This window comes from Acidaminococcus sp. HCP3S3_H5 (genome assembly GCF_052122235.1).
GTDB lineage: Bacteria > Bacillota > Negativicutes > Acidaminococcales > Acidaminococcaceae > Acidaminococcus.
This window is the reverse complement of record NZ_JBQKCS010000002.1, coordinates 149888-172843: the sequence shown is the minus strand read 5'-3', so window position 1 is coordinate 172843 and position 22956 is coordinate 149888. Positions and strand designations below refer to the sequence as shown.

Annotated in this window: 21 protein-coding genes and 1 other annotated feature; of the genes, 16 read left to right on the top strand and 5 right to left on the bottom strand. The window is 56.5% G+C overall.

The features are described from left to right. Positions 1–57: 57 nt before the first annotated feature. From ACTQY5_RS03245 to ACTQY5_RS03205, 9 genes are all read left to right on the top strand, one after another. Complete coding sequence (locus ACTQY5_RS03245) at positions 58–1212, top strand: M20 family metallopeptidase (RefSeq protein WP_154487567.1); 1155 nt, start codon at positions 58–60, stop codon at positions 1210–1212. Between the two features lie 21 nt (positions 1213–1233). Continuing rightward, entirely contained in the window at positions 1234–2673 is a 1440-nt protein-coding gene (locus ACTQY5_RS03240) for a YfcC family protein (RefSeq protein ID WP_022488006.1), read from the top strand. Between the two features lie 91 nt (positions 2674–2764). After that, positions 2765–3018 (top strand) — a binding site (T-box leader). 85 nt (positions 3019–3103) lie between these two features. Continuing rightward, on the top strand, positions 3104–4084 hold the full coding sequence (locus ACTQY5_RS03235; RefSeq protein ID WP_022488007.1) for a bile acid:sodium symporter family protein: 981 nt from the start codon (positions 3104–3106) through the stop codon (positions 4082–4084). A gap of 87 nt (positions 4085–4171) precedes the next feature. Next, on the top strand, positions 4172–4927 hold the full coding sequence (locus tag ACTQY5_RS03230) for a hypothetical protein (RefSeq protein WP_308664036.1): 756 nt from the start codon (positions 4172–4174) through the stop codon (positions 4925–4927). Positions 4928–5057: 130 nt separating this feature from the next. Then, positions 5058–5933 (top strand): NAD(P)-dependent oxidoreductase, encoded by an 876-nt coding sequence (locus tag ACTQY5_RS03225; RefSeq protein ID WP_308664037.1) that lies wholly within the window; start codon positions 5058–5060, stop codon positions 5931–5933. 128 nt (positions 5934–6061) lie between these two features. Beyond that, positions 6062–7105 carry an ABC transporter substrate-binding protein gene (locus tag ACTQY5_RS03220; RefSeq protein ID WP_154487573.1) on the top strand — a complete coding sequence of 348 codons (1044 nt, stop codon included), beginning with the start codon at positions 6062–6064 and terminating at the stop codon, positions 7103–7105. Positions 7106–7214: 109 nt separating this feature from the next. Next, positions 7215–8900, top strand: a complete 1686-nt coding sequence (locus tag ACTQY5_RS03215; RefSeq protein ID WP_154487575.1) for an ABC transporter permease — start codon at positions 7215–7217, stop codon at positions 8898–8900. Positions 8901–8914: 14 nt separating this feature from the next. Further along, complete coding sequence (locus tag ACTQY5_RS03210) at positions 8915–9985, top strand: ABC transporter ATP-binding protein (RefSeq protein ID WP_308664038.1); 1071 nt, start codon at positions 8915–8917, stop codon at positions 9983–9985. A 325-nt stretch (positions 9986–10310) separates the two neighbouring features. Beyond that, positions 10311–10691 (top strand): RidA family protein, encoded by a 381-nt coding sequence (locus tag ACTQY5_RS03205; RefSeq protein WP_022486751.1) that lies wholly within the window; start codon positions 10311–10313, stop codon positions 10689–10691. A gap of 38 nt (positions 10692–10729) precedes the next feature. On the opposite strand, the gene ACTQY5_RS03200 is transcribed toward ACTQY5_RS03205, so the two are convergent. Further along, positions 10730–11482, bottom strand: coding sequence for an IclR family transcriptional regulator (locus tag ACTQY5_RS03200; protein WP_022486752.1), 753 nt, complete (start codon positions 11480–11482; stop codon positions 10730–10732). Positions 11483–11681: 199 nt separating this feature from the next. Between ACTQY5_RS03200 and ACTQY5_RS03195 the strand changes: the two genes are divergently transcribed. Further along, positions 11682–12650 carry an agmatinase gene (locus tag ACTQY5_RS03195; RefSeq protein WP_154487579.1) on the top strand — a complete coding sequence of 323 codons (969 nt, stop codon included), beginning with the start codon at positions 11682–11684 and terminating at the stop codon, positions 12648–12650. A 3-nt stretch (positions 12651–12653) separates the two neighbouring features. After that, positions 12654–13172: a folate family ECF transporter S component gene (locus ACTQY5_RS03190; RefSeq protein WP_154487581.1), complete on the top strand. Its 519-nt coding sequence runs from the start codon at positions 12654–12656 to the stop codon at positions 13170–13172. A 42-nt stretch (positions 13173–13214) separates the two neighbouring features. Here the strand turns inward: ACTQY5_RS03190 and ACTQY5_RS03185 are convergent, their stop codons facing one another. From ACTQY5_RS03185 to ACTQY5_RS03175, 3 genes are all read right to left on the bottom strand, one after another. Then, positions 13215–14618 carry a radical SAM protein gene (locus ACTQY5_RS03185; RefSeq protein WP_288310765.1) on the bottom strand — a complete coding sequence of 468 codons (1404 nt, stop codon included), beginning with the start codon at positions 14616–14618 and terminating at the stop codon, positions 13215–13217. 169 nt (positions 14619–14787) lie between these two features. Next, complete coding sequence (locus ACTQY5_RS03180; RefSeq protein WP_370833513.1) at positions 14788–15111, bottom strand: AzlD domain-containing protein; 324 nt, start codon at positions 15109–15111, stop codon at positions 14788–14790. Next, positions 15108–15866, bottom strand: a complete 759-nt coding sequence (locus ACTQY5_RS03175; RefSeq protein ID WP_370833514.1) for an AzlC family ABC transporter permease — start codon at positions 15864–15866, stop codon at positions 15108–15110. The genes ACTQY5_RS03180 and ACTQY5_RS03175 overlap by 4 nt, the downstream gene beginning before the upstream one ends. A 185-nt stretch (positions 15867–16051) precedes the next feature. Between ACTQY5_RS03175 and ACTQY5_RS03170 the strand changes: the two genes are divergently transcribed. The 5 genes from ACTQY5_RS03170 to ACTQY5_RS03150 all read left to right on the top strand — a co-directional run bounded on the left by ACTQY5_RS03170 (position 16052) and on the right by ACTQY5_RS03150 (position 21152). Further along, positions 16052–17317, top strand: a complete 1266-nt coding sequence (locus ACTQY5_RS03170) for a DUF1015 domain-containing protein (RefSeq protein WP_022486758.1) — start codon at positions 16052–16054, stop codon at positions 17315–17317. After that, a complete protein-coding gene (gene serC, locus ACTQY5_RS03165; RefSeq protein WP_154487589.1) occupies positions 17301–18386 on the top strand; it encodes a 3-phosphoserine/phosphohydroxythreonine transaminase in 1086 nt (361 codons plus the stop codon). Before ACTQY5_RS03170 ends, serC begins: the two co-directional genes overlap by 17 nt. A gap of 12 nt (positions 18387–18398) precedes the next feature. Further along, entirely contained in the window at positions 18399–19649 is a 1251-nt protein-coding gene (gene gltS / locus ACTQY5_RS03160; protein WP_441368803.1) for a sodium/glutamate symporter, read from the top strand. Between the two features lie 135 nt (positions 19650–19784). After that, positions 19785–20339: a LemA family protein gene (locus tag ACTQY5_RS03155; protein ID WP_022486761.1), complete on the top strand. Its 555-nt coding sequence runs from the start codon at positions 19785–19787 to the stop codon at positions 20337–20339. 30 nt (positions 20340–20369) lie between these two features. Then, the gene (locus tag ACTQY5_RS03150; RefSeq protein WP_441368802.1) at positions 20370–21152 is read left to right on the top strand and encodes a TPM domain-containing protein; all 783 of its coding nucleotides are present in this window, start codon (positions 20370–20372) and stop codon (positions 21150–21152) included. A gap of 222 nt (positions 21153–21374) precedes the next feature. Here ACTQY5_RS03150 and hydG read toward each other — a convergent pair whose 3' ends face one another. Next, positions 21375–22796 (bottom strand): [FeFe] hydrogenase H-cluster radical SAM maturase HydG, encoded by a 1422-nt coding sequence (hydG, locus tag ACTQY5_RS03145; protein WP_154487595.1) that lies wholly within the window; start codon positions 22794–22796, stop codon positions 21375–21377. Between the last annotated feature and the right edge of the window lie 160 nt (positions 22797–22956).

Below are 22956 nucleotides of genomic sequence, written 5' to 3'. Positions count from 1 at the left end.
ACTATATCTGTATAAAATATCGATGATAAGTTGCTGTATTGTACAAAGGAGAAACCCATGGAGCAGCAAAACAAACAAATCCAGGAAGCGGTGGAAAGCTTCCGGCAGGACATGCTGGATTTTTGGAAGGATCTGATCAACTTCCAGGCCGGCAGCAAGGAAAAAGAACGGATGGAGACCCTGATGGAAAAGGTGTCTGCCTATCTCCAGAAGCTGGGAATGGAAAGCGAACTGGTGGAAACCGGGGCGGTCCCCCTGATCCGGGCCTGGTCCGGGAAGGAAAGGGCCGGCCAGCCCATCCTCCTGAGCGGACACCTGGATACGGTGTTCCCCAACGGCAGCTACCCGGAAAATCCCTTCACCATCAAGGAAGGAAAGGCCTATGGCCCCGGGGTCTGCGACATGAAGGGGGGGATTGTCATGGCGGTCTACCTGGCCAAAGTGCTGGAAAAAATCGGCTATGACCGGCATCCCATCAAACTGCTTTTCGTCCCCGATGAGGAAATCACCCACCAGGGGTCCCGGGCGGACCAGCTGCTGGCGGAAGAAGCCAAGGGCTGCCTGTGCGCCTTCAACCTGGAAACCGGCCGGATGGACAACTGCCTCACCGTAGGCCGAAAAGGCTGCATGGATGTGTGGATCACCGTCCACGGAAAGGCCGGCCATGTGGGCAATGCCTACACCAAATCCGCCAACGCCATTGAAGAAATGGCCCACAAAATCGTGGCCCTCCGGGCTCTTACGGACCTGGACAAAGGCCGGATCGTCAGCACGGACATCATTTCCGGGGGCACGGCCTCCAATGCGGTGCCGGATACCTGCCGGATCGAAGTGGACTGCCGGTACGATTACAATGAGGACAAGGACAAGCTCCAGGAAGCCATCCGGGCCATCTGCGCCGAGACCCATGTGGCCGGCACCCGGACAGAAGTGGAATTCCCGGCCTTCATGCCCGTCTTTGAACGGACCGAAGGCAATGACCACCTGCTGGCCCTGGTGAACCAGGCGGCTGCGGAATTCGGGATCCCGGCTTTCGGTGCGGCTCATCCCGGGGGCTGTTCCGATGCCTCCTTCATGGCCCAGGCGGGGATCCCCATCCTGGATTCCGTGGGGGTCCAGGGGGATGGAGCCCATACTCTCCAGGAATATGCCATCGTTGAAACCATGTTTGAACGGACCATGCTGCTGACCGCAGCCATCTGCCGTCTGTAACTGCTGTAAAGGGGAGTTGTTATGACAGAAAACAAACAGGACACCGTCCAGAAACCGGTGAACAAAAAAGTATCGGTACCCAGCCCGATCATTATCATCTTCTTTATCCTGATCCTTACCGCCATTGCCACCTATCTGATCCCGGCCGGGATCTTTGACCGGGTGAAGGATGCGGCCAGCGGCCGTATGGTGGTGGATCCCAACACCTTCCATTTCATCGCCAAGCATCCTGCCGGCTTCTTCGACGTGTTCAAGGCGGTGCCCCGGGGCGTCAAAGGGGCCAGCGGTATTGTAGGTTTCCTGATGATCATCGGGGGAGCTTTGAACGTAATGGCGGCCACCGGGGCCATCAACGGGGCTCTGGGCCATGTGGTCACCAAGGTGAAGGGTCGGGAAATGCTGCTGATCCCGGTGCTGCTCACCATTATGACCTGTCTCAGCACCTTTGCCGGCTGCAGCGAGGAATACATCGCCTTTGTGCCCCTGATCATGGCCGTATGCTATGCCCTGGGGTTCGACTCCATTGTGGCGGTGGCCATGCCTCTGGCCGCTGTAAGCGGGGGCTACGGAGCCGGGGTGACCAACGCCTTTACCGTAGGGGTGGCCCAGAGCATTTCCGGCCTGCCCATGTTCTCTGGCATCCAGGTCCGGGTGGCCATGCTGGTGGTGCTGATTGTGATCAATGTGGTGTATACCATGTGGTATGCCCGGAAGATCAAGAAGAATCCGGAAAGCAGCTACATGTACGATTATGACCAGATCTACCGTCCCCAGATGGACCTGAGTGCCTATGAAGGGGATAATGTGCTCATGACCGGCCGTCAGAAGATCATCATGGGCGGCTTTGTGGTCACCGTGGCCGCCATCCTGGTGGGGGTCATCAAATACGGCTTCTACATGGATGAACTGGCCGCCCTGTTCCTGATGATGGCGGTGTTCGCCGGCATTGTGGGACGGCTCAGCGTCAACGACTTTGCCAACGCCTTCATCGGCGGAGTGAAGAACATGGCCATGCCCTGCATGATGGTTTCCCTGTGCAAAGGGGTGACCCTGCTCATGGGGGACAGCAAGATCCTGGATACCATTATCTACTACCTGGCGGCCGGGCTGAATGTATTCCCTCATTCTCTGCTGGGCTTCGGCATGTTCATCGTCCAGGACGTGTTCAACTTGGTGGTGCCTTCCGGCTCCGGCCAGGCAGCCATCACCATGCCCATTATGGCACCGCTGGCGGATCTGGTGGGGCTCACCCGGCAGACCGCCGTCCTGGCCTTCCAGATGGGGGACGCCTTCACCAACATGATCACCCCGGCCAGCGGCACCACCATGACTGTGCTCACCGTAGCCGGTGTGCCTCTCCGGCGCTGGTGGAAGTTTGCCTTTCCTCTTTTGGGGCTGGAATGGATCTTTGCCTTCGTGGTGATGTGGTACGCTTCCGCTACCCATCTGGGACCCTTCTGATGGACGTATGGATGTCCGCGTATTGAGGACTTGAAAAAAACTTGTTGACAAATTTTCTCAAAAGCGTATAATAAAGCCCATAACAAAACATCAGACAGTGTTGAATGGGAAAAGTACTTGTCCAGTCTCACATTCCAGAGAACCTGCCGCTTGGTGCGAGGCAGGATGCTGAGAGGAGAAGGAAAATCACCCAGGAGCTGCCCGCTGAAAGATTCCAAGTAAGTGGGGCCGGCTGACAGCCGTTATTCTGTCCGGCATTGGAAGGGAAATCCGGAGATGCTAGTAAAGAGGTCGCAGCAGCGACAACAAGAGTGGTACCGCAGAGCACAGCGCTTTGTCTCTTACAGGAGACAAAGCGCTTTTCTTTTTCTCCCAGGGAAGCCATCAGCCGTTTGATTTTTGCAGAAAACATTTTTTGGAGGGGTAAAACATGAATCTGTTGACAAAAGTAAGTGGCTTTGTAGGGAAAAATCTCACCTGGCTGGTGCTGGCTACCATCGTGGGCGGCTATTTTGTTCCGGGGGCCTTTTCCTGGTCCGTCCATTACACTGTATGGCTCCTGGGTGTGGTGATGTTCGGCATGGGCATGACCCTCCATCTGTCCGATTTCAAACTGGTGCTCCAGCGGCCTAAGGAAGTCCTGGCCGGTACGGTGTGCCACTACACCATCATGCCTCTGGTGGCCTTTGCTCTCACCAAGGTGTTCCATCTGAGCCCGGATCTGGCGGTGGGCATGGTGCTCCTGGGTTCCTGCCCCAGCGGCACCGCTTCCAATGTGATGAGCTTCCTGGCCAAAGGGGATGTGCCTCTGGCCGTATCCGTCACCACTGTTTCCACCCTGCTGGCTCCTGTGATGATGCCCTTCCTGGTATGGGCCCTGGCCGGTGAATATGTGAATGTTTCCTTTGTTTCCATGGCTCTCACGGTGATGAAAGTGATCCTGGTGCCTCTGGTGCTGGGGCTCCTGGTCCACAAAGCCGTAGGGGAAAAGTTCCTGGCCCAGATTCAGAAAGTGCTGGTGCTGCTGTCCGCTTTTGCGGTGCTGTCCATCCTGGGCGGCGTGGTGGCTGTGAACGGAGCCAAGATCGTGGCCCTGGGTGCCTTTGTGGTGGTGCTGGTGCTGCTCCATAACCTGGTGGGCTTCGGCATGGGATATTTTATCACCGGGAAACTGGGTATGGGCAAACCCCAGCAGCATTCCGTGACCCTGGAAGTGGGGATGCAGAATGACGCCCTGGCCCTGTCCATCTGCGCCGTGTATTTCGCTCCTGCCGTGGCCATCCCGGCTGCTGTAGGCGCCGCCGTCCATCAGATCACCGGTTCCTTCCTGGCCGGCCTCTTCGCCCGGAACATGGACCGGTACGAAGCCAGAAAAGCCGCCAAAAAAGCAGCGGTGGCAGTGGGGGACTGAGTTAAAGGGAGTGCTGCACGTTCTGTGCAGCACTCCCCCTTTTTTTTTATGCTATAATATTCCCGTATCAGAAAGGCGGGAAATCGTATGTTGAAGAAAATCATGCTCCTTGGCTGCCTGCTGGCCCTTTTTCTGGGAGCCGGGTGCGGCAAAGAGACCAATAAAACAGAACAGGTCCATGTGGCTTCTTATCCGGGCTGGGTGGAAATCCAGGCCGGGGATCAGGAATCCTTTGCGGTGCCTCCGGAAATGATCCTCCAGAGCCAGGAAACCCGGGATGAACTGCTGAAAGCTCCGGACCTGGATCCGCTCTTGAAAAAATGGCTGGAAGCGGACCAGGAAGTGGTGAAGAGCCCCGGGTCCGTCATCGTCCAGAGCGGGAAACTGGATCCGGTGCCCTGGAATACCGATGAACACCTGGTGTGGGTGGAATTCAAGACCGTGGCCAGCCCGGAAAAAATGCCCCGGTACGGCCAGAACATCGGCCTGAAAGGGGACCAGATCAAAGAGTTCGGAGACATTACCCGAAAGAGCATCGAAGGGATCTATCATAAAATGACTCCGGAGGGCTATGAAGTGAAGTTCAGCAATTGGCAGCCCATGGCCAGCACCATTGTGAACGGGGTGGAAAATCTCCATACCAGCTATGACTTCCAAGTGCTCCAGAAGGGACAGCCTCTGATGACCTTCCATGCAGAACGGTGGACCCTGTTCAACCTGGACCGGGTCCATACCCTGACTGTGGTGTGGAACAAGGCGGATGACGGCTACTGGAAAGAAGACACCCACAAGCTCACCAACATCATCAACACCCTGAAGATCACCCCCAGCAAGGGGAAATAGGGGGATGTGAGGCTTTGTCAACGGTCAGCTGACAATCCAATTCCCTCTTGCGCGCCTCCATTCCCATAAATTATAATGATTCTAAATGATGTGGTTTTGTTTTGCATTTTTCCGGAAAGAAGGGGTTTGTATGACGGAAATCCGTGATATTGGCTTTATCGGTACGGGCATTATGGGAAAATCCATGCTGCGGAATCTGGGGAAGGCAGGGTATGCAATGCACTGTTATGCCCGGCATCCGGAAAAAGTGGCGGATCTGAAGGCAGAAGGGGTTACCTTTCATCCTTCCATCGCCGATCTGGCCGGTGCCTGCCAGTGCCTGATCACCATTGTGGGCTTTCCCCGGGATGTGGAGGAAGTCTATCTGGCCCCCGGGGCTCTTATGGACAGTGCCCGGCCCGGCAGCTTCCTCATTGACATGACTACCACCAGCCCCACCCTGGCTCAGAAACTGTATGCGGAAGGAACCAAACGGGGCTTCCATGTGCTGGATGCACCGGTGACCGGCGGGGATACCGGCGCCCGGAACGGCACCCTGTCCATCCTGGTGGGCGGGAAAAAGGAAGATTTCGATGTGCTCCAGCCGGTGTTCCGGGGCATGGGTACCAACATCAACTACATGGGAGAAGCAGGGATGGGCCAGCATGCCAAGATGGCCAACCAGATCATGATTGCCGGTGCCTTGTCCGGAGTCTGCGAAGCCCTCCGGTACGCCCAGGCCAACGGCCTTGATCTGGAAACCCTGTTGAAGGCAGTGTCCACCGGGGCGGCGGGCAGTGCCCAGCTGAATGCCTTCGGGCCCAAGATCATCCAGGGAGACTATGCTCCCGGCTTCTTCCTGAAGCATTTCATCAAGGACATGGGCCTGGCGGAAGAAGAAGCGGAAAAGAAGGATCTGAAGCTGCCGGTGCTCCACCAGGTGCTGAAGGAATACCGTTCCCTGGCCAAGGAAGGGAAGGGGGACCTAGGGACCCAGGCTCTGTTTACCTATTATGAAAAAAAGTAATGGACAAAACTGATTTTTGACGTTTTTCCGGATGGAAACGGATATACTGAAAGAAATCATCCCTGACAGGCATCAGGGCATCACAAATTATCAGAATAGAAAAAATCATCAGGAAAGGACGGGATTGTATGAGCAGCAAGAAATGGCTGGCCGCGGCAGCGGCTCTGCTGGCCTGCGGAACCCTCCTCCTGGCCGGCTGCGGCGGGGGAGACAAAAAGGCGGCGGATGGGAAGAAAGGGGTATCCGGGAATGTAATGGTCTACACCTCCATGTATCCGGATATCGTCAACTCCATGTGCAAACCGAAAGTCCAGAAAGCCTTCCCGGATCTGAAAGTCAGCTGGTTCCAGGGCGGAACGGAAAAGATCAAGACCAAAATCGCCGGGGAAGTCAAGGCCAACAAGATCAGCGACGATGTGCTGATGGTGGCGGATCCTTCCTATTACATCTATCTGAAGGAAAAAGGTCTGCTGCTGGATTATAAATCTCCGGAAACCAAGCATCACATCATGGAAGTGGACAAGGACGGAGCCTGGGCGGCTGTCCGGGTCTGCAACATGATTATCGCCTACAACAAGGACAAACTGAAACCGGAAGATGTTCCCACCAGCTGGCAGGATCTGACCAACCCCAAGTACAAGGGCCGGATTGCCATGCCCAACCCCCTGCTGTCCGGTACCGCCTATGTGGCCGTAGGGACCCTGGCGGACAAGTTCGGCTGGGAATACTTTGATGCCCTGAAAGCCAACGGCCTCCGGGTGGAAGAAGGGAACAGCGCCATCCAGAACAAGCTCCTGACCGGAGAATACATGGCCGCTATCATCCTGGAAGAAAACATCCTGAAGCTCCAGCAAACCAAGAAGGAACCTCTGGAAGTGGTTTATCCCAAGGAAGGCTGCATCCTGATTTCTTCCCCCATCGGGATCTTCAAGGCCACCAAGAACCCGGAAGGGGCCAAAGCCCTCACCGACTGGTGGCTGAGCAAGGAAGGCCAGGCGGCGGTAACAGCCGGCTGGATGCATTCTGTGCGGGATGATGTGGAAAAACCCAAAGGGGCCAAGTACAGTCTGAAGGAACTGCTGAAGAACGCTCTGAAAGTGGATTGGGAAAAACTCACCCGGGACGAATCCAAGATCAAGGAAGAATTCCGGTCCAGAGTCATGGATGCCTGATCCGGCGTGTTGCGGGACATGATGCCCAAGTATGCCTGGAGACAAAAGGAGTCAGGGTCGGGAATCCAGCCCTGGCTCCTTTCCTGCCTCATTGTGTCCAAAGGAGTGTATGGTGAAAAAGTGGAATTTGCCTCGAATCGACAGTAAGTTTGCGGTCATTGCCCTTACCGTCCTGGCTCTGTTGTATTTTATCGTGCTGCCTCTGGCGGTACTGATCTGGGACAGCGTGATGGTGGAGGGGACCTTTGACCTGAGCAATTATGCAGCGGTGTACAGCCAGAAAGTGAACCTGAAAGCCCTGCGGAACACCGTGGAGATTTCCCTTCTGGTGATGCTGCTCAGCGTGCTGATCACCTTTCCCCTGGCCTGGCTCATTGGCCGGACGGACCTGCCGGGACGGAAAAAGTTCCGGACCATCCTGGTGGCCAGTTACATGATCCCACCCTATGTGGGAGCCATTGCCTGGACCCAGCTGCTGAACCCGGATGTGGGCTATCTGAACCAGCTGCTGAAAACCCTGTTTTCCCTGTCCCAGGCGCCTTTCAACATCTATACCCGGGGCGGGATGATCTGGGTCCTGACCTTATTCTATTCTCCCTTTGCCTTCATTACCATTTCCCGGGCCATGGAAAAAATGGATCCTACCCTGGAGGAGGCTTCCCGGATCGCCGGAGCGTCTCCCCTCAAAGCCCTGTGGGATGTGACTCTGCCTCTTATGGCTCCCAGCATCTTGGCCGGGGGACTCCTGGTGTTCATCGGTGCCGGTTCCTGTTTCGGGATCCCGGCCATAGTGGGGATGCCCGGGAACATCGAAGTGCTCACCACCCGGATCGTATCCTTCGTGTACATGGGGGATGACCAGGGAATCCGGGACGCCACCACGTTAGCGGTTTCTCTGATGTTTCTGGCCAACGGGCTGCTGTTCTTCATGAGCTGGCTCATGGGCCGGAAGGACTACACCACCATCAGCGGCAAAAGCACCCGTCCGGTGCTGGTGGAACTGGGCCGTTGGAAAGGACTGGCCACTTTCTTTGTGGGGCTCTACGCCTTCCTTTCCGTGATCCTGCCCCTGGGGTCCATTGTGATGACCTCCTTCATGGTCAGCATGTCCAAGGGCATCCGGCTGGACAATTTCGGCATCGACGCCTGGATCCCGGTGCTGGAAAACAGCCAGTACCTGGACTGCATTTGGCGGTCCCTGGGCTATGCCTTCATTTCCGCCTGTGTGGGTACCCTGCTGGCCCTGTTTGTAGCCTATCTGTCCGTAAAGACCCGGGTGCCCGGCCGGTCCCTGCCGGATATCCTGGTGATGGTGGGGGGCAGTACCCCCAGTGTGGTCATTGCCCTGGCCCTGATCATCTTCTTTTCCGGCAACTATGGGCTGAATCTGTATTCCAGCATGTGGATCCTGATCGTCAGCTATCTGGTGAAATACATGACCATGAGTGTCCGGACCATTGCCGCTTCCCTGAGCCAGGTCTCCAGCAGTCTGGAAGAGGCGGGGCTCAACGCCGGGGCCGACTGGCTGCGGGTGTGCCGGGACATTATCATGCCCCTGATCGCCCCCTCCATTGTGGCCGGCTGGTTCCTGATCTTCATGCCCAGCTTTTATGAACTGACCATGTCCAACCTGCTCTACGGCAGTGACACCCAGACCATCGGGGTGCTGCTTTACGAGCTCCAGACCTATGCGGATACCCAGAATGCCTCCGTGCTGTCGGTGATCATCCTGGTGATCGTCATGGTGGGGAACCTGATCCTGAACAAGGTATCCAAGGGCAATATTGCCATTTGATGAGGAGGACTATTGTGGCTCAAGTAAAATTGGAACATCTCTACAAACGGTTCGGTGCCGTGACGGCCGTGGGGGATTTCAACCTGGAGGTGGCGGATGGGGAATTCATATCCTTCCTGGGACCCTCCGGATGCGGCAAATCCACTACCCTGCGGATGATCGCCGGCTTTGAACGGCCCACGGAAGGGAACATCCTGCTGGGGGACACCCTGGTGAGCAGTGCGGAATCCCATGTGTTCGTACCCCCGGAAAAGCGGAACATCGGCATGGTGTTCCAGTCCTATGCGGTATGGCCCCATATGACTGTGGCGGAAAACGTGGCTTATCCCCTGAAGATCCAGAAGGTCCCCAAAGAGGAACGGGACAAACGGGTGGCCGAGGCTCTTTCCATGGTCCATCTGGACAAGTACGGGGAACGGTATCCCAGCCAGCTGTCCGGAGGCCAGCAGCAGCGGGTGGCTCTGGCCCGGGCTCTGATCGCCCAGCCGGGTCTGCTGCTTCTGGACGAACCGCTGTCCAACCTGGATGCCAAACTCCGGGAAAGCATGCGGTTCGAAATCTCCTCCCTCCAGAAACGGCTGGGGATCACGGTGATCTACGTGACCCACGACCAGTCGGAAGCCATGACCATGAGTGACCGGATCGTGGTGATGAACGGAGGCGTGGTCCAGCAGGTGGGACGGCCTTATGAAGTGTATACCCATCCGGTGAACCGGATGGTGGCGGATTTCATCGGCCTGGTGAATTTCCTGCCGGCGGAAGTCCGGGGCGAACGGGTCTTTGTCCAGGGCACCCAGGTGTCCTTCCCCAATAAGGCGAACCTGCCGGCAGGGCCGGCCATCATCGGGGTCCGTCCGGAAAACATCACCCTGTCCAAAACCGGTGGGATGCTCCAGGGAACGGTGAAGCACCGGTTTTACATGGGAGATGCGGTGGATTACCGGATCCAGGTGGGAGACCATGTCCTCCGGGTGATGACCCACGGCAGCGCCTATCATCAGTGGGCCGATGGGGAACCCCTGTACCTGGATCTGGAAGACGTGATCCTCCTGAACAACGAGAAGAGCAATTATGTGATTACGTGAAAGAGGGGGTGTTGCACGTTTCGTGCAACACCCCCTTAGCTGTAGAGCCGCATAGCGGCTCAAGTCTGGAGTCGGAAGTCTGGAGCCGAAGGTTAAATTTGCAGGCAAATTTTTTGAATGTGTAGAACCTTTGGACGAAATGATCGCTCAGATTGATTTCGATTCTGGTTTTACATAATCAAAAGGATCCGTCCAGCCAGACGGATCCTGTCCTGAGGCTTCCGACTTCAGACTCCCGACTTCCGACTAAGGGGCTGTTGCGTATGCAACAGCCCCTTTTCCATGGTATAATACCCCTATCCCAACTTTTAAGGAGGTTTTTCCCATGAACAAACAGATTGCAACTCCCAAAGCCCCCGGTGCCATCGGACCTTATTCCCAGGGTATCGAAGCGTCCGGCAAGACCGTGTATGTTTCCGGCCAGATCCCCATCGACCCGGCTACCGGTGAATTTGCCGGGACAGATATTGTGACCCAGACCCGCCAGTCCCTGACCAATGTGAAAAACATCCTGGAAGCCGCCGGCTACACCATGGAGGATGTGGTGAAGACTACAGTGCTTCTCAGCGACATTGCCGATTTCGGTCCCATGAACGAAGTGTACGGCACCTTCTTCACCGGCGTATGCCCGGCCCGTGCCTGCTTCCAAGTGGCCGCTCTGCCCAAAGGGGCCCTGGTGGAAATCGAAGCTTTTGCGTGCAAGTGATAAAAGGGGGCTGTTGCCATGGGCAACAGCCCCCTTTTTCACTCTTCCAACAATGCACTTTTCCGCTCCAGCCGGGTTACCGTTTCTTCCAGTCCCTGCCGGAGCACCGGGTAGGTGATGGCCCGAAGCCGGTCCACTGGACCGGAAATGGTCAGGACGAACCGTTTATCCTTCAGATGGAGGGGCATGGCGATGGCGGCCACCCCCTGGTCCACTTCTCCTTCCGAAATACAGTATCCGTCCTGGAGGATCTTCAGCAGCTGGTTCTTCAGGATCCGTTGCTTCGTCCGGTCCGGTTCCAGTTCCTGGAGCAGCTGCTCCCGCAGTTCTTCCGGCTGGGCGGCCAGCAGGGTCTTGCCTGTGGCGCCGCTGCGCAGAGGGACGATGTAGCCCCGTTCTCCCGCCACCCCCAGACGGTGCCGGCTTTTGGCCAGGTCCGCACAAATCCCCGTATGGCCCAGGAGCACGGACAGTACCACGGTTTCGTTGAACTTTTCCGCCAGCCGGTGCATTTCTTCCGACAGCAGATCCCGGGAGGTGTTGTGGACGGAAACGGCGGAAGCCACCAGCAGGATCCCGGTTCCCAGATAGTACTTTCCGGTTTTGGCGGATTGTTCCATCCATCCAGCCTGCTGGAGGGTCCGGAGGATCCGGTAGACCGTGGTCTTGTGGAGCCCCAGGGCTTTGCTGATTTCCGTAAGGCTCAGGGTTTCCCGGCGCTGGGCGGCATACAGCTCAAGGATCCGGATGGCATGGAGGACGGAATGGACCGCCGGTGTGGTTTCTGCCATAACATTGAACTTCCTTTCCCAATGGATCTTGTTTTCCCTCATTATACGGAGAACCAAAAACAGGGTCAAGGAAAATTGTTTCGTTATAGTGTCCGTATTGCGAAATAGTGTCCAATTTCGTTGACTTCCCAGAGGGGTCTTCCTATAATGGTCCCAAGAGAAGGGAAAACCCAAGTACAGAAAGAAGAGGAGATTGCACATGGACAACTTCAGCCTGCAGAAACCTTTGAATATGGCCCCTACGGGCATTGCCACCTTTGCCAAAACCGACCTGGCGCCGGATATTTACAACCTGAATGCGGATATCGCCATCCTGGGAGCGCCGTTTGACCTGGCTATCCAGGGACGTACTGGCTGCCGGCTGGGGCCCCGGGGCATCCGTCTGGGTTCCACCCGGTTTACCTACAAAAAAGGCGGCACCTACGATTCCGAACGGAAAGAATTCTACATGGATACGGACAAATGGAAGGTGGTGGACTGCGGGGATGCGGATTATATCCCCGGGGACCTGATGGGTACCATGGCCAACCTCCGGGAAGCGGTCCGGATCATCCAGAGCCAGGGTACCATGCCGGTGGTGCTGGGTGGGGACTGCGCCGTGGACTTCCCTATGCTTCAGGGCATGGAAGGGGCCGGCAAGTTTGACATCATCCACATTGATGCCCATCTGGACTGGACCAAGCCTCTGGACGGGCAGAAATATTTCAATGGGTCTCCCATGCGGAACGCAGCCAGCCTGCCCTATGTGGGACGGATCCTCCATCTGGGGATCCGGGGCATCGGCAGCAGCGGCCCGGAAGACTTTGCAGAAGCCCGGGAACACGGGGACGGGATCTACTCCGTCCGGGACGTGCGGAAAAAGGGCATCGAGGCCATCCTGGACGAATTCCAGCCGGCGGACAAAGTGGTGCTCTGTTTCGACATCGATGCCATGGATGCGGTGTACGCTCCGGCCACCGGTTCTCCCATGTTTGGGGGCTTCAACTACGACGATGCGGTGGATATCCTGGAAGCCATTGCCAACCATACGGAACTGGTGGGGATGGTGCTGACGGAAGTGGCCCCTCCTTTTGACGATGTGGGGGGCACCACCGGGTATCTGGCGGCCCGGCTGATTTCTGACATGCTGGGGTTTGCCACCAAGGCCCGGGAAAAGAAACAGGAGTAAGCCATGACAGGGCTGCAGAAAAGGCGGCCCGGACAGTGGATCACCATGATCGGGTTCTGTGTGGCCATGGAGGTGATCCTGGCCCGGTTCCTGTCTCTCCATACCTGGAATCTGAAAATCGGCTTCAGCTTTCTGCCGGTGGCGGCGGCTGCCCTGTGGGGCGGGCCTCTGGCCGGCGGCATCACCGGGGCCCTGGGGGATCTGATTGGAGCCCTGCTGTTTCCGGTGGGAGCTTATTTCCCCGGATTTACCCTGTCCAGCTTCCTGGATGGGGTGGTGTACGGCTGGTGCTTCCGCCGGGGCATCGGCAAGCGGCAGATCCTGTTGGCGGTGCTGGTGGTCCAGGTGGCCATCAGCCTGCTGCTGAACACCTTTTGGCTCACGGTATTGTTCCAGGTCCCCTGGAAAGACCTGGCCACTCTCCGGCTGTTCCAGTGCGCTGCCGGGATCGTGATCAAGTTCGGGATCCTGAGCCTGGTACTGCCGGTATTGAAGAAACATCTGGTTCCCTTAGGAAAATAAAAGATGGGTGTGCTGCACGTCTTGTGCAGCACACCCATCTTTTCAATCTGCTCCTAAAGGTATTTCTTCTTTTTCTTTCTTTTCCTGGATCTCCTTCCAAAGTTTTGCAGCCATAGGAGCCCAGGCTTTGGCATAAGCTTGGCAGCTGCCGCAGAGGGTATCCACGTCTTCCGGAGACTGGAGATCGGTGGAACGGGCTCCGGAGCGATGGACCATGGCCTTCAGGCAGTCCGGGTTTTCCAGCATGGGGCAGGGCCGCAGGTGATTTTCATTGAAGGGCTGGCCTTTGGCATACTCCTGGAACAGGGGCTGGCGCAGGCAGGTGAGCAGGTCGTCCCGGTTGATATTGGCACTGGAATAGTGGATGAATACACAAGGTTCCACATCCCCGGCCGGGTTGATGTGGCAGTAGTTCCGACCCCCGGCGATGCAGCCGCCGATGAATTCCCCGTCGTTCTGGAAGTCGATGGGGAACAGAGCGATGGGATTTTCGCTGCTGCGGATCTCCCGAATCCGCCGGACCATATAGGCACGCTGCTCCGGGGTAGGCAGCAGATCCAGGGACGCTTCGTTGCCCACGGGCATATAATGGAAGAACCAGCTGTACCAGGCTCCGTTGTCTACCAGCATCTGGAGGAAACGGTCACTGGTGACGGTCTCGATGTTCTTCCGGGTGTAGCAGATGGATGTCCCGAAGAAAATCCCGTATTTCTTCAAAAGGGCCATGGCGTGCATCACTTTATCGAAATCACCTTTGCCACGGCGGCTGTCATTGACTTCCCGATAGCCTTCGATGCTGATGGAGAAGCTCAGGTTCCCCACGTCCACTACCTGGCGGCAGAAATCCTCATCGATCAGGGTGCCGTTGGTGAAGGCGTGGAATTCACAGTCCGGATGGGCCCGGCAGAGCTTCAGGATATCCCCTTTCCGGACCAGAGGTTCGCCCCCGGTCATCATGAAGGTATGGACCCCCAGGGCTTTCCCCTGAGTCACGATCTTGTCCATGGTTTCATAGGAAAGGTTCAGGGTATGGCCGTATTCCGCCGCCCAGCAGCCGATGCAGTGCATGTTGCAGGCACTGGTAGGGTCGAACAGGATGGTCCAGGGAATGTTGCAGTGGTATTTTTCCCGGCAGGCTTTCCGGGTCTTCAGTCCATAAAATCCCGATTCAAAACCCAGATTCATGATCCCGGTTTTCAGGATATGGGGATTCAGGGTATCCAGGCCCCGTTCCACAAACTTCCACCATTTTCCGTCCTGGCGAATCAGTTCCCGGGCACCGGCAAAGGAGGAAGGGGCGAAAAAGCTCCCAAAGAATTTCTCCATCAGATAGGAAAGACGGAGCAGGGATTTCTTCCGTTCTTCCGGATCTTTTACAGACAGTACATGATCAACCACCGTTTCCACGGCTTTCCGTTCAGCATCATGGATCAGCTTGCTTTCCATGATCCCTCATCTCCTTCATTACAACTTCAGATATAAGTATAGCAGACGGAGATCAAAAGTCAAAAAGACAAATCAATTTCACAATTAAAAAAATAAACAAAGAGAAAAGTGTAACATGGTGTTACAAAAAAAGCTGTGAAGAAATGAGGATCCATTTCTTCACAGCTCCTTACAAAAAGTGCTCCAACAACGCAAACACGCCGCCTCCGGCCAGTACTGCTACGCCCAGGGATTTGGTCTTCAATACCAGGGGAGTGATCAGCAGGGTGGTCAAAAGGGGAATGTTGTGGAGGGACAGGTTCAGGCGGCCTTCTGTCAGGAAAATATCCGGGAACACCAGGGCTCCGAAAATGGCCGGAGGCACAAAGGTCAGCCACACCTTGAACCAGTGGGGAATGGGATGTTTCCGGATAATGGCCATGGGGATCACCCGGGGCAGGAAGCCGGTGAGAGCCATAATCAGGATCACGATGAGGATATAGGTTTCACTCATGCTTCACTGCCTCCTTCCATGGTGCCGCAGTTTTTATCGCTGTCTTCTTCCGTACGGGAAAGGGCAGGGACTTTTTTTTCATGCTTCAGGTACAGCCAGGCGGCCAGTCCGGAAGGAATCAGGGACGCCAGGACGATATGGAGCTTGTAGGGCACCACCTGGGACAGCACCACAGCCAGGATCCCGGCAGTCAGGCCGGTGATCACCATGGTCCGGTTCTTCAGGTAGTTGGACCAGATCCCCAGGAACATGGCGGTAAGGATGTAGGACACCAGGGACAGATCCAGGTGGATCAGCCGGGAGGCATAGCAGCCGAAGGCGTTGGCTACTGCCCACACCCCCATGCTGAGGATATCCAGGCCCAGCGCTTCTTCATGGGTCCAGTGGTCCTGCCCTTCCTGGAAGGAAGAAAGGTTCACCGCAAAGGTCTCATCGGTGGTACCGTAGGCGAACAGCCCGGTGTAGAGTCCTGATTTTTGAGAGACCAGAGGAGCCAGAGTGGAGGTGAACAGGGAATACCGGAGGTTCACCATCAGGATGGTGAGAGCAATGGAAATATAGGAGGCACTCTGGAGCATCATGGCGATCCCGATGAACTGGGAACTGCCGGCAAAGGCCAGCACGCTCATAATGAACATATGGAAGGGATTCAGGCCGGCCTTTTCTCCCAACATGCCGCAGGCCATTCCCAGCACCCAGTACCCCAGGATAATGGGAGCGTCTTTCTGCAGTACACGTCGTGTAATATAAGCCATGAACAAAACCCCTCTTTCTATGTATAATGGATACAGAATTCTTTGTCCCATATTATATACCAGTTTACGAATTTTTACTATAAAAACGCAAATATGGTATAATGAACCTATGACACAATATTGCAGAGGGACTTTTGTTACGAAAAGCACCCAAAAATCAAAGCTATCATTCGGGAGTGATAATTATGGCAGAAATCAGACCTTTTGCTGCCCTGCGTCCGGTTCCGGAACTGGTCAGTCAGATTGCTGAATTACCTTATGATGTAATGAGCACCCAGGAAGCACGGGATATCCTGAAAAAGAATCCTCTGAGTTTCGTCCGGGTCACCCGGGCAGAAGCGGATCTGCCGGAAAATGTGGCAGAATCGGATCCCAGGGTTTATGCCAAAGCCCGGGAAAACCTGGAGGACTATGTGGCCAAAGGCCAGATGAAACAGGATCCCCAGCCCTGCTACTATATCTACCGGCAGCAGATGGGGGCCTATATCCAGATCGGTCTGGTGGCTGCCGCCTCTCTGAAGGAATATAAAGAAGGAATCATCAAACGCCATGAACTGACCCGCCAGGTGAAGGAAACGGACCGGGTGAATCACATTCTGTCCACCAAAGCCCAGACCGGGCCGGTGTTCCTGGCCTACCGAAGCAAGGGGCTTTTGACCGCCTTCCTGCTGGAATACATGGGCAGCCATACGCCGGTGTACAATTTTGTAGGGGATGACAAGATCCGCCACACCCTGTATGTAATCAGCGAACCCCTGAAGGTAAAGGAAGTGACCCGTCTGTTCCAACAGGTGCCGGAACTGTACATCGCCGATGGCCATCACCGGTGCGCCGCAGCCCTGCGGGTGGCGGAAGAACTGGCCAAACGGCCGGGTCAGACCGGAAAGGAAGAATACAACTACGTGCTGTCCGTGATCTTCCCCTCCAACATGCTCCATATCCTGCCCTACAACCGGGTTGTCCGGGATCTGGGAGAACTGAGCGAAGAGAAGTTCCTGGAAATGGTCCAGGAAAACTTCCTGTTGGAAAAGGACGACCGGCCGGTGGAACCTCAGGTTCCTCACACCTTCGGCATGTATATCAGCGGCCAGTGGTACCGGCTGACCGCCAAACCGGATACCTATCCCACCGCTGACCCCATCCATTCCCTGGATGTAAGCATCCTCCAGGACAATCTGCTGGCACCGGTGCTGGGCATCGACGATCCCCGGACGGATCCCCGGATCGACTTTGTGGGAGGCGTACGGGGGCTGGGAGCCCTGGAAGACGCGGTGGACGGGGAAGATGCCACCGTGGCTTTCTCCCTGTACCCCACTTCCATGGATCAGCTGATGACGGTGGCGGACAAGGGACTGGTGATGCCTCCCAAATCCACCTGGTTTGAACCGAAGCTCCGGGACGCACTGACTGTACACTTAATAGGAGATGAACAAGATGGGAAGAATCTTTAATTTCGGGGCAGGGCCCTCCATGATGCCCCTGCCGGTGCTGGAACAGGCCCAGCGGGAACTGCTGGATTACAAGGGAAGCGGCATGTCCATGCTGGAAATCAGCCACCGGAGCCCCCTGTTCGAGGAAGTGAACGACCAGGCCCAGGACCATATCAAAAAACTTCTGGGCATGGATGACAGCTGGAGCGTAATGTTCATGGGCGGCGGGGCCACCCTGCAGTTCTCCATGATCCCCATGAACTTTCTGACCCCCGGGAAGACCGCGGCTTATGCCATTACCAGTACCTTCTCTGAAAAGGCCATCAAGGAAGCCCATAAAGTGGGAAATGCGGTGGAAGTGTACAGCAGCAAGGCCACGGGCCTGGACCGGGTGCCCCGGCCGGAAGAACTGGTGCTGCCGGACAACTGCGCCTATCTCCATCTTACCGGGAACTGCACCGCAGAAGGCCTGGAATATTTTGACTATCCGGATACGGGGGATGTGCCCCTGATCGTGGACATGTCTTCCGACATCCTCAGCCGGCCCATCCCCCTGGACAAGTTTTCCCTGATCTACAACGGGGCTCAGAAGAACATCGGTCCTGCAGGGGTCACGGTAGTCATGGCCAAAAAGGATTTCCTGAAGGGACGGGATCCCCAGCTGCCCATTATGATGAACTACGAAACCTATGCGGACCACGATTCCACCTACAATACCCCGCCGGTATTCGGCATCTATTTGGTGGATCTCATGTCCCAGTGGCTGCTGGACCAGGGAGGGCTGGAAAAGGTGGAACAGCGGAACATCGCCAAGGCCAGAAAGGTCTATGACGTGCTGGATGCCCATCCGGACTTCTACAAGGGCCATGCCCAGAAAGACAGCCGGTCTCTGATGAACGTAACCTTCAACCTGCCCTCCAAAGATCTGGAAGGCAAATTTGTGGAAGAGGCCAAGGCTCGCGGCATGGCAGGGCTGAAGGGCCACCGGGCCGTAGGGGGCATCCGGGCTTCCATCTACAACGCCATGCCGCTGGAAGGCGTCCAGAAGCTGGTGGACTTTATGGAAGATTTCTGGAAGAAAAATCGCTAAGGACGTGACACCATGTTTATTTCCCTGTCCGAGGGAATATTGACCATCCGGGCGGATGGCATCTGCACCACCGCCCTGGCAGCGGTGATGCTGCTTTTGGGGGTGTGGCTGAAGGGACAGAGCCGGCTGCTGCGGAAATACTGCCTTCCTGCACCGGTGGTAGGGGGCACCCTGGCCATGCTCCTGGTGTTCCTGGGCCACGAAACCGGGCTGTTCCAGATGGAATTCGATACCCAGTTCCAGATCCCCTTTATGATTTCCTTCTTTACGGCGGTGGGACTGGGCGCCAAGCTGTCCGCCTTCAGCAAAGGGGTGAACAAAGGCGGGAAACTGCTGCTGATCTACTGGCTGATCACCGCCTTCATCTCCCTGTGCCAGAATCTCATCGGCCTTGCCGTAGGCCGTGTGATCGGCCTGGAACCGGCCTATGCCCTGCTGTCTTCTGCCATTTCCATGGTGGGAGGCCATGGGGCCGCCGGGGCCTACGGGAGCACCTTCCTGAAAATGGGGTATCCCGCCAGTATGGAAGTAGGGGCCTCCGCCGCCACCTTCGGGCTCATTGCGGCGGTGATGTGCGGAGGGCCCATGGGCCGTTTCCTCATTGAAAAATACCATCTCCATTCGGAAGACACGGAAGAGGTCCAGCCCCTTCCGGAAAAAACCAGGGAACTGACTCATCAGCAGATGGCCAAACTGGACATCCTGATCAATGTGGCGGTGATCCTGATCTGCATGGGCCTGGGGGTCTGGCTGGCCCAGGGGGTGGGAATCCTGCTGAACATGACCTTCCCCAGTTATGTGTGCGCCATGTTTGTGGGGGTACTGGTCCGGAACCTGAATGAAAAGTTCCAGGTATACCGGTTCAGTGAATCCCTGGTGGGGTCCTTCGGGGAAATTATGCTGAACCTGTACCTGGCCATTGTGCTCATGTCCCTGAAACTGTGGGAAATGGCCGGGATCCTCAGCGGGGTCATGCTCATTGTGCTGGCCCAGGTGGCCTTCATGCTGACCATGTGCTATTTTGTGGTGTTCCGGCTGCTGGGGAGCAACTACGATGCGGCGGTGATGTGCGCCGGTCTCTGCGGCCACGGGCTGGGGGCGGTGCCCTCTGCCATGGTGAACATGACGGTGCTGGCGGACCAGTACGGCATGAGCCGGAAAGCCTTCCTGATCGTGCCGGTGGTGGGGTCCTGCCTGGCCGATCTGGCCTATCAGCCCCACACCCTGCTGTTGATCAAGCTGTTTGTGGAGAATCTGAATTAGGGGGTGCTGCTGAGCAGCACCCCCCTTAATTCACAAGAAGTTTGACTTTTTGACATTGACAGGGTTACAAAAATCGGATACTATGCAGAGTAGAGAAGGAAATTTTGACAGTTCTTTACAAGGAGGAACGGACAGATGAAAAAAGGTCTGGTGATTTTCTTTGCGGTGGTCCTGCTGCTGGCCGGGTGGATCTTCGGGTCCTACAACGGGGTGGTCACCGCCAACGAAAATGTCAATGGAAAATGGAGCCAGGTGGAAACCCAGCTCCAGCGGCGGAGTGATCTGATCCCCAACCTGGTGAATACGGTGAAAGGATATTCCGCTCATGAAAGCCAGGTGTTCACCGATGTGGCCAATGCCCGGGCCAAACTGGCAGGGGCCCAGAACGTAAGCGAAGCGGCCCAGGCCAATGGGGAACTGAGCAGTGCTTTGAGCCGGCTTCTGGCCATTTCCGAAAACTATCCCCAGCTGAAGGCCAATACCAACTTCATCCAGCTCCAGGATGAACTGGCCGGGACGGAAAACCGGCTGGCGGTGGCCCGTAAGGACTACAACGATGCGGCCCAGGCCTACAACGCCAAGATCAAAAGCTTCCCCACGGTGCTGGTGGCCCGGATGATGGGCTTCCAGGAACGGAGCTATTTCAAGGCGGATCCCCAGGCCCAGAAGGCGCCCCAGGTGAAGTTTTAACCGGGGGAACACCATGAAAGGAGGAGGCCTATGAAACGGCTGCTGCTGCTTCTGGTGCTGGTCTGCCAAATGGTCTTTGTCCCGCTCCAGGCAGGAGCGGCAGCCCAGGTCCCGCCCCGGCCCACATCCAGCATCTATGTCCAGGACCAGGCGGGGGTCCTGTCCCGGAGCACCCGGGACACCATCCGTGCCTACAGTACGGCCCTGGCTCAAAAGACCAAGGCCCAGATTGTGGTGCTGACGGTGCCCAGCCTCCGGGGCCAGTCCCTGGAGGACTACTCCCTGACGGTGCTCCGTCAGTGGGGGATCGGGGACAAGGAAAAGAACAACGGGGTCTTGCTGCTGGTGGCAGTCCAGGACCGGAAAAGCCGGATCGAGGTGGGGTATGGGCTGGAAGGCGCCCTGCCGGACGGGCTCACCGGACGGATCCAGGACCAGGCCATGCTGCCCTATTTCCGTCAGGGGGATTATGACCGGGGCATCCTGAATGCCTATTCGGCCATCCTCCAGACGGTGCTGAAAGAGTACAATCTTACCCCTCAGGACCTGCAGGTGGAAAAGACCCTGCCGGCCAAACAGGGGGACAGTGTGACCGTATCCCCTTTGATGGCAGGAGCCGGGCTTTTGGGAATCCTGATCCTGTTTCTCCTGGACCGGGTGCTTTTGGGAGGCGCCCTGTTCCGTTTCCTCTTTTACCTGTTCTTCTTCCGGGGCGGCGGCCGCGGAGGCGGCGGCTTCGGCGGAGGAGGCTTCGGAGGCGGCAGCTACGGGGGCGGATCCGGAGGCGGCGGGGGCTCCAGCAGGAGTTGGTAGGGGCTGCGGAGCAGCCCCAGCCTGCAGTCACTAGTCTCTAGTCTGCAGCCGATGGGAGGAACCCGATGGGATGGGTTCCTGGAAATGAAACGGGCGGCTCTGGCGACATTTTGCTTTGCAAAAGTCTTGAACCGCCCCTACGGCTGTTCCTACGACGTTTCTACGGAGATCAGCTGACAAAAAAGGGTGTTGCACGCAACGTGCAACACCCTTTTTTTACTATTAGAACCGGAAATCCCGTTCCCCTCCATCGATTTTCTGGAGATAGGATTCGCAGGTGGCTCTTACTTGCGGGTTGGGAATGTGGTTCAGTTCTCTTTGGATGGCTTCCATGCCTTTCTGGCGGGTTTCCGGGGAGGCGTAGTCGTCCAGGTATTCCCGGAGGGTCAGCAGGGCATTAGGCTGGCAGCAGTTGGAGATTTCTCCCGTTTTGGCCAGGCTCATGAACCGGTCCCCGGTGCGGCCGGCCCGGTAGCAGGCGGTGCAGAAGCTGGGGATGTACCCGTCGGTGAGGAGCCAGTTGATCACCTGGTCCAGGGTCCGGTTGTCGTTTACTTCGAACTGGGCGGAATCTTCTTCTTCCTCTTCTGCATAGCCTCCTACGCTGGTCCGGGAAGCGCCGCTGATCTGGGAAACCCCCACTTCCAGTACAGCTTTCCGGGTGGCAGCGGATTCCCGGGTGGAAATGATGATCCCGGTGTAGGGAACGGTGATCCGCAGGATGGCCACGATCTTCTTGAACATGGCATCGGAAATGGCGTTGGGGAAGGATTGGACGGAAATGTCGTCGGCCGGACGGATCCGAGGCACGCTGATGGTGTGGGGCCCTACCCCGAACATGGCTTCCAGGTGTTCCTTGTGCATCAGCAGGCCGGCAAAGTCATACCGGTACATATTGAGGCCGAACAGCACCCCGACTCCCACGTCGTCGATGCCCCCCTCCATAGCCCGGTCCATGGCTTCCGTATGGTAGGCATAGTCATGTTTGGGACCGGTGGGATGGAGCTTTTCGTAGTTTTCTTTATGGTAGGTTTCCTGGAACAGGATGTAGGTGCCGATACCGGCTTCCTTCAGCTTCCGGTAGTTTTCCACGGTGGTGGCGGCGATGTTCACGTTCACCCGGCGGATGGCGCCGTTTTTGTGTTTGATGCTGTAGATGGTATGGATGCATTCCAGGATGTAGTCAATGGGATTGTTCACCGGATCTTCCCCGGCTTCCAGGGCCAGCCGTTTGTGGCCCATGTCCTGGAGGGCAATGACTTCTTTCCGGATTTCGTCCTGGGTGAGCTTCTTCCGGGCAATGTGTTTGTTCTTCATGTGATAGGGACAGTACACACAGCCGTTGACGCAGTAGTTGGACAGATACAGAGGGGCAAAGAGCACGATCCGCTGGCCGTAGATCTTGTCCTTGATTTCCCGGGCCAGGTCATAGATCCCTTCCAGGATGGAGGGGTCTTCGCAGGCCAGGAGCACGGAAGCTTCCCGGTGGGTGAGGCCTTTCAGGGTCCGGGCCTTTTCCAGAAGGCTCCGGCAGTAGTCCAGGTCTTTGCTCTGCTTATCCGCAAAAGCCAGGGTGTCCAGGATTTCCTGGTGGTTGATGAATTCATCCGCTTTCGGAGATGCAGGATTGTACGGTATGGTCATTTTTTCCTCCCCTTCGCTCCCTCTGAAATAGAAAAAAGGAGCCCGGCCTGAAAAAGGCCCAGCTCCCCCTGTGATTCGTTCCTGTACTGCCTTAGTACTCGGTTCACCTTGTACGCAGGGAGCAGATTATGGATATTGTAACGTGTGGAACAAAAAAAAG

What these genes read in the sequence shown, in the direction of transcription:
- ACTQY5_RS03190 (WP_154487581.1), top strand. Translation starts at nt 12,654, where the DNA reads ATGACAGGGCTGCAGAAAAGGCGGCCCGGACAGTGGATCACCATGATC.
- ACTQY5_RS03205 (WP_022486751.1), top strand. Translation starts at nt 10,311, where the DNA reads ATGAACAAACAGATTGCAACTCCCAAAGCCCCCGGTGCCATCGGACCT.
- ACTQY5_RS03150 (WP_441368802.1), top strand. Translation starts at nt 20,370, where the DNA reads ATGAAACGGCTGCTGCTGCTTCTGGTGCTGGTCTGCCAAATGGTCTTT.
- ACTQY5_RS03200 (WP_022486752.1), bottom strand. Translation starts at nt 11,482, where the DNA reads ATGGCAGAAACCACACCGGCGGTCCATTCCGTCCTCCATGCCATCCGG.
- ACTQY5_RS03240 (WP_022488006.1), top strand. Translation starts at nt 1,234, where the DNA reads ATGACAGAAAACAAACAGGACACCGTCCAGAAACCGGTGAACAAAAAA.
- ACTQY5_RS03175 (WP_370833514.1), bottom strand. Translation starts at nt 15,866, where the DNA reads ATGGCTTATATTACACGACGTGTACTGCAGAAAGACGCTCCCATTATC.
- ACTQY5_RS03195 (WP_154487579.1), top strand. Translation starts at nt 11,682, where the DNA reads ATGGACAACTTCAGCCTGCAGAAACCTTTGAATATGGCCCCTACGGGC.
- ACTQY5_RS03185 (WP_288310765.1), bottom strand. Translation starts at nt 14,618, where the DNA reads ATGGAAAGCAAGCTGATCCATGATGCTGAACGGAAAGCCGTGGAAACG.
- ACTQY5_RS03230 (WP_308664036.1), top strand. Translation starts at nt 4,172, where the DNA reads ATGTTGAAGAAAATCATGCTCCTTGGCTGCCTGCTGGCCCTTTTTCTG.
- ACTQY5_RS03215 (WP_154487575.1), top strand. Translation starts at nt 7,215, where the DNA reads ATGGTGAAAAAGTGGAATTTGCCTCGAATCGACAGTAAGTTTGCGGTC.
- ACTQY5_RS03170 (WP_022486758.1), top strand. Translation starts at nt 16,052, where the DNA reads ATGGCAGAAATCAGACCTTTTGCTGCCCTGCGTCCGGTTCCGGAACTG.
- ACTQY5_RS03245 (WP_154487567.1), top strand. Translation starts at nt 58, where the DNA reads ATGGAGCAGCAAAACAAACAAATCCAGGAAGCGGTGGAAAGCTTCCGG.
- ACTQY5_RS03155 (WP_022486761.1), top strand. Translation starts at nt 19,785, where the DNA reads ATGAAAAAAGGTCTGGTGATTTTCTTTGCGGTGGTCCTGCTGCTGGCC.
- ACTQY5_RS03225 (WP_308664037.1), top strand. Translation starts at nt 5,058, where the DNA reads ATGACGGAAATCCGTGATATTGGCTTTATCGGTACGGGCATTATGGGA.
- ACTQY5_RS03180 (WP_370833513.1), bottom strand. Translation starts at nt 15,111, where the DNA reads ATGAGTGAAACCTATATCCTCATCGTGATCCTGATTATGGCTCTCACC.
- ACTQY5_RS03220 (WP_154487573.1), top strand. Translation starts at nt 6,062, where the DNA reads ATGAGCAGCAAGAAATGGCTGGCCGCGGCAGCGGCTCTGCTGGCCTGC.
- ACTQY5_RS03235 (WP_022488007.1), top strand. Translation starts at nt 3,104, where the DNA reads ATGAATCTGTTGACAAAAGTAAGTGGCTTTGTAGGGAAAAATCTCACC.
- hydG (WP_154487595.1), bottom strand. Translation starts at nt 22,796, where the DNA reads ATGACCATACCGTACAATCCTGCATCTCCGAAAGCGGATGAATTCATC.
- gltS (WP_441368803.1), top strand. Translation starts at nt 18,399, where the DNA reads ATGTTTATTTCCCTGTCCGAGGGAATATTGACCATCCGGGCGGATGGC.
- serC (WP_154487589.1), top strand. Translation starts at nt 17,301, where the DNA reads ATGGGAAGAATCTTTAATTTCGGGGCAGGGCCCTCCATGATGCCCCTG.